At 70.3% G+C, this 5,527-nt stretch carries 4 protein-coding genes; all 4 read right to left on the minus strand.

The window, feature by feature from the left end; all coding sequences use genetic code 11:
- On the minus strand, window positions 1-2,138 hold a 2,138-nt coding region (locus GA0115259_RS29560), incomplete at its 3' end, for a trypsin-like peptidase domain-containing protein (protein WP_093602695.1).
- A gap of 45 nt (window positions 2,139-2,183) precedes the next feature.
- The gene (locus GA0115259_RS29565) at window positions 2,184-2,513 is read right to left on the minus strand and encodes a trypco2 family protein (protein WP_093602697.1); all 330 of its coding nucleotides are present in this window, start codon (window positions 2,511-2,513) and stop codon (window positions 2,184-2,186) included.
- Between the two features lie 690 nt (window positions 2,514-3,203).
- A complete protein-coding gene (locus GA0115259_RS29570; RefSeq protein WP_093602699.1) occupies window positions 3,204-3,761 on the minus strand; it encodes a telomere-protecting terminal protein Tpg in 558 nt (185 codons plus the stop codon).
- Window positions 3,762-3,764: 3 nt separating this feature from the next.
- Window positions 3,765-5,519 (minus strand): telomere-associated protein Tap, encoded by a 1,755-nt coding sequence (locus GA0115259_RS29575; protein WP_093602701.1) that lies wholly within the window; start codon window positions 5,517-5,519, stop codon window positions 3,765-3,767.
- Between the last annotated feature and the right edge of the window lie 8 nt (window positions 5,520-5,527).

Genomic DNA, 5,527 nt, shown 5'->3' on the forward strand with positions numbered 1-5,527 from the left:
GACAACGAGGCGGCGAGGTCGGGCTCGTGGACGTCCGGGTTGCCCGCCGCGTGTTGTTGGTGGGCGTGGACGAGGGCAGTGGTGAGGCGCAGTGCGAGGGGGCCGGTGATATGGGAGAGGGAGGGGAGTGCGTCTGTCGCGGCTTCGAGGGCTTGCTGGGCGAGGGAGGCGTTGTCCAGGGCGTTGTCCAGGGTGTGCAGGACGTGGTCGCTGTCGGTGGGGCGGCCAGCGTTGTAGTGGGCGATGGCGGCGCGGGCCAGGACGGTGATGAGCTGGGCCTGTTGGCCGGATGCTGCCGCGCCGAGCAGGCCGGGCAGTGTGATGGTGTCTTCGGTGAGGGCGTGGGAGGCGTGGTACTCGGCGATGCGGTCGGGCTGGAGGGATCCCCAGTAGCGGTCGCCGTCGGGCGGGTAGAGGGAGGCGAGCCATGCGGCGGTGGACGGTATCTGGTGGGCGGGCAGGCCGGGCAGGGTGGTGAGGACGTGCAGGGCCTCGTCCTTGGTGCCGGCTCCGCAGAGGGCGGCCACCGCCACGGCGGCGCCCAGGGTGGGGGCTGGCAGGTCGAGTCTGTGGGCGGGCGCTTGCGCGCTGGCCTCCCAGAAGCGGTCCTCGTGTTTGAGGAGGGTGCGCTCCGGCGGGGCCCCAGGGGCCGTGTCGACGGGCCGGGGACCGTGCTGCAAAAGAGCGGTCAGGGCGGTCATCTGCAGGGTGAGGACGTTGTCGTAGCGGTGCTCGTGCAGATCAGCGGGGGGCCGGAGCGTGGCGGCCAGGGATGTCCAGTCGTGTGCGGGAACGGTGGGGATGAGCGGGAGCAGGCGGGCGAGGTCGTGGGCTGCTTGATGGAAGGCGTCGTGCCTGTCCTTCGGGGGTTGGGTGGTGGGGATGAGCGGGGTCAGCGGGGTGAGGGGAGCTTCTTCGAGGAGGTCCCGTACGGCGGGGGTGGCCTGGAGGGAGCCGGTGCGCCATTGGCCGTCGGAGCGGGCGAGCAGCAGGACGCGTACGCGGTGGCGGGAGCGGTGCAGGTGGGTGAGGAGACGGCGGAGCAGGCGGGGCCGGGTCTCCGCGTAGTCGATGACCAGGAGCAGGGGCAGGGCGGTGTTGAGGGTGGTGAAGTCGGGCGCCGTGCCATCGAGGGCGGGGTCATCGGTGAGATCAGAGCCGAGGTGTCCGGTGGCCCAGCCGTGCCGACCGAGGGTGTCGGTGAGGCGGCGGGCGAGACGGGTCTTGCCCTGCCCTCCGGGCCCAGTCAGCACGCGGATCTGGATGGCGGGCGGGGTGTTCTCGCACCACGCCTGCAGGTCGGCGAGTTCTGTGGTACGGCCGTGGAAGGCGATGGCTTCGGCGTCGGCGCGCAGGAGGGCGGCGGGTGAGCGGAGGTTGCGGTCGACGGCGGCAGGAGTAAGCAGGACGGCGGGTTCGACGGGTTCCAGGACGGGTTCCCAGCCAGTGTGCTCAGTGAGGAGCGTACGGAAGACGTCGTCGGCGAGGAGGCTGGCGGCGGCGGTGGCAGTCAGGCGAGTGCCGCCGTCGGCGCGCCGGTCGCGGCGTACGACACCGCACAGCAGATCGCCACCGAAACCGTCGTCGGCCAAGACGGCGGCGCCCGACATACCCGCCCACCGAGTCCCGGCCGCGGCCCCGGTGCCGGGGGCGGGGTCGGTGCCGGAGATCTCGTAGCGGCCGGCCAGGGCACCGGTGCCCGGGGCGATGCTTCCGCTCAGCTGTTCGTCCAGGCGCCGGCCGTCCTTAGTGTCCTTCTGCATGCGGGGAAAGCCCGTTGCGGTGACCTGGTGGGGGCGGTTGCCGATGAGCAGGCCGTACCGCTGGGGTGGCCGGGTGAGCAGGTCACCCAGGGACTGCGGTACCTGCCAGCCAGAGCCTTCCCGGATTTCGACTAGCGCGGCGTCTACGACGCCGTCCTTGCGCTGCCAGCGCAAGGACGCGGAGAACTGCTGCTCGCCGACATTGGGCAGGCCCACCCGCACCCCATCCTTGGAATCCGGATCCAGGTCGTCCAGAACATGGGCGGCGGTCAGCACCAGACACGGCGCCACCAGGTACCCCGACCCGAACCCCGTCTCCTTGTGCCCGTCCTTCAGCCGGTCCACCCAGATCTGCACCCGGCGGTCGAACTCCACGAGCCTTCCCCCCGCTCCCCGTCCGCTCCAGTCCTCCCGCAGGTCCTACTCTGTGTCGCTGACGTCCACGTCACTGCCGTCGGGCGCGTGCGGGGTCAGCTGCACCGTGAGCCGGTGCGTGCCCGTCGTACCGCTCTCTTTCTTTCCCCCGAGACTGATCACGCTCCACCGCAACCCCCCGTCAACCCCCTTACTGCGGGTCAATTCCAGCCCCAGTTCCACCGTGATCTCCCCCAGTGTGAACCGCACGCCCTTGTCCCCACCACCCGCAGGATCAGCGAGCCGGCCCTGAGCCTCGGCAATCTGCTCCCGAAGCAGAGTCACCGCATCCGCCAAATCCATCCACTGCCCATCCGCACCTTGCACCCCGGACATGCGCCTCCCCCTTCTCACCGACCAGACACTCGCCGGCCGGACCCGCCGACTCTCTCACCCACAACAGGCCAGCTCACAGCATCGCCTCAAACCCACACTCCCACCCGGCACGTCAAGCCGGAACACTCGACCCCACACGCGCACCCGTACAACTCGAGAAAGGCCGAAATCCGCCCTCGCCAGCGCACGAGGCGGCCTAGCTCAAAGGGAATGCCGTCGAGGGCGGGCTCACCACCGAGGAGCAGGGCAACCTCCGGTCCGACAGCGATGGGACCAACCCACTCGTCGCCCCCGCACGCTCGGTCGTAGTCGGCGCACCGACGTCTGGCTTGGCGGTGTGCCGTGACACGTTAGTTGGAACGGAAGGGCGCAGTGACCTTCGCTTCTTTGTCCAGCGGGACAGTGGAGTCGGAACCGACGGGACAGTCTTGTTGGCACCTGCGGCAAGTTGTCACGATTGTTAGAACCGGTCGTGGATTGCACCACAGGGGCTGACCTGATGAGGAAGCAGAGGCGATATCGCCGTCGAGTTAACGCCGGTACCAGTCCTCGTGGCCAGGTTCCAACTATCGCGTCACTGCTCAGGCGGCTTGCCGACTGTGGCGCTCAGACCCGCCAGCTCAAGCGCTCATTCGCCAGATGAAGCGCTCAGTCACACGGGAATTCAGTGGTCACGCTTTTCGCTCCTAGTCAGTAATCCAGATCGAGGTAGTCGATGTCGTTGATTTCCACGTCCGACAGTCCCATAGCGCGCCCGCCGCCGTCCTGGAAATACACTTCCTTAAACCCTTCGGCGATGATTCCGCGCATCTGCTGGTCGCTGGCCCCGGCGTCGCGGGCGTCGAAGAGGCGCTGCGCGTACGAGGCGGGGAGGTGCACGGTGAGTCGCCGGAACCGTCCGTCGTCGGTCGTGCCGACCGGCGCGGTGTAGCCGAACCTCGCCCGGGTCTCCACGGTGATCCCGCCGGTGGTGGCGGCCTGCTTCTGCCGGCGCTTGCGCACCAGCGGCTGCCAGCGCTGCCGGACGGCGTCGTCGATCTTCGCGGCGACGTCGGCGCGGGCGTGCTTGCGGGCGCCGCGCCGGTAGCGGTTCACGGAGTCGGCGGTGACACCGAGCTCCGCCGCGACGGCCTTTGCGCTGCCGAACTGCTTGAGCAGGAACCCGATCTGGCTCTTCAACGTCTTGGGCGGGTCCTTGGTGAACGCCTCGCGGTCGGCCCGCTCGATCGCATCCTCGATCTCCCCCACGGTCTACTCCCCTTCGTCCAGGACGGCGTCGCCGCCCTTGATGTGGCGGGCCGGGTTCAGGCCCTTCTCCATGAGGTCGATCGCCCAGAGCATCTCCTGGACGCCTTCGAGCTTGGCCAGGCCGGGCGTGGGCCCGAGGCGGAAGGCGCCGGGCTGCGGCTTGCCCGAGGCCGCGTACGGCAGGAAGTCCAGCGGGCTGTTGCCGGGGCTTGGGTAGACGACGCAGTCGGAGAGCACGGCGAGCGGGAACTGCCCGGTCATCCGGGACATGTTGAGCAGCTTGCGGTGCATGTTGACGCGGGCCTTGGAGATGACGGCGGCGCGGATGTCGGGGCGCCAGGTCGGCCGCATCATGGCCGGCCACGGCTCGCCCTCCTTGTAGTTCTTGCCCTGCGGGTTCTCGAACAGCTTCCCGATGCCGCCCTTGACCGTGCCCTTGATCGCGGCCAGCACGGCGGCCATCGCCGGGTCGACGTCCTTGTGCCGTTCCATCGCCGCCAGGAACTCGGTGTCGGTGAGGTCCTTGGTGACGCCGAGGTCGGCGAGGGTGTCGACGTACGCGGTCTTGAGGCGGTCGTGCCACGGGTCCAGGTACGCGCCGGTCTCCTTGCGCAGGTACGCCTCGATCGGGGCGACGTTGTAGCCGAGCTCCTGGGCGTAGGCGACGGTGTGCGTCTGGTACCAGGCGGGGCCGGTCGGGCGCTCGCCGGTCGGCGTGAACGGGCTGGGCAGGCGCGGGTCCAGCTCGATGCCGGACAGGTCGACCAGCCACGAGCCCGGGATCTTCGGGTTGAAGGCCGGGTTCACGAAGTGCACCGGCTCCGACAGACCGACCGTCAGCCTCGCGGCGGCGGCGAGGAACGCCGTGTTCAGGTCCAGGCCCACCGCGAAGGGCAGCAGGCACTCCTCATCGGTGAGCGTGTCCACGTTCCGCACCCATTGGTACGCCTCCTCATGCAGGAAGCCGCCCTTCCACCCGGAGTGGTAGATCGCCGGGTGCTCGGGCTGGCCCTCCGGCGGCGCCGGGTCCATCGGCTCCGTCCCCAAGCTGCCGGGGTTGTGGCCGGACACCCAGTTGCCGGTCTCCTCATCGCGCACCGGCCGGGTCGGCGGGCGCAGCGCGGTCATCAGCTCCAGGCCGTTGACCGCCGTGCCGCCGCGCGGGGTGATGACCCGCTGCGCGTACACGCCGAGCACGCGGGCGACGTCGGCCGGCTCCATCTCCGCCACGCCGGGCCAGGAGCGGGAGTCGAGCGCGTCCCACGGCAGGATCGCCAGCTGCACACACTGCCGCTCGCGGCCCTGCGCCTTGCGGTAGATCCGCGCCCACGGCCCGAACCCGCGCTGCGTGAGCTGCCACTTCGCCTTCAACACCTGCTTGACGAGCGGGTGGTCCTCCGGCAAGCGCAGGCCCCGGCGGTCCTCGAGGAGCTCGGGCAGCCCGAACTCCGCGGCCGCGGACTGCGTGAGGACGATCAGCGGGTCGGCGTCCTTGCCGTGCCGGTGCAGCTTCGGCGCACCGAGGCCGGATTCGCGCAGCGTCCACTCCACCAGCTCCACCACCGTGGTCGCCGGGCAGTCCAGCACCAGGCCGTCGACGCCGTACGCGGAGCCGTCACCGTCCAGCACAGCGAGCGGGCCGTGCGGGAAACGCGGGTCGACGGTGGGCTTCGCGGCCTTCTTCGCGGGGCGCCGCGACGACGTCCCCGGGCGCGCGGCCGGACGGGCGGGACGCTCCGGGGCGGCGGGAGCCTCCACCGGCGTGG

Origin of the sequence: Streptomyces sp. MnatMP-M17 (assembly GCF_900091995.1) — a bacterium.
Classification (GTDB): Bacteria; Actinomycetota; Actinomycetes; order Streptomycetales; family Streptomycetaceae; genus Streptomyces.